Raw genomic sequence first — 271 nt, 5'->3', positions numbered from 1 at the left:
ACGACGCGGCTCCGACAGAGGAACCCACTGCCGCCCCCACGTCCGCGGCTCCGGCGGCCGAGCAGACTGCCGCCCCCGAGGCGACCACGACGCCGGCGGCGGATTCCGGTGACGCCGAAGGTGGGTCCCCGTGGATCTGGGTACTCGTGATCGTCGCGGTGCTGGTCGTCGCCGGCGTGGTCACGTGGATCGTCGTGAGCCGCCGTCGTGGCGGTTCCGCGACCGGTTCCGACGCCCCCGTAGAGCGATAGGCTTAAGGCATGCCACATTA

General features: G+C 70.8%; 1 pseudogene. It reads left to right on the top strand.

Features of this window, described 5'->3' with window-relative positions:
- Window positions 1-251, top strand: a pseudogene (locus R0J87_RS20640) (hypothetical protein); the annotation flags it as partial.
- Window positions 252-271: the final 20 nt, after the last annotated feature.

The sequence above is a fragment of the Halomonas sp. SIMBA_159 genome (assembly GCF_046536035.1).
GTDB lineage: Bacteria > Pseudomonadota > Gammaproteobacteria > Pseudomonadales > Halomonadaceae > Vreelandella > Vreelandella venusta_A.
The sequence above is the reverse complement of the archived record's forward strand: the minus strand, read 5'-3'. Positions and strand labels throughout refer to the sequence as shown.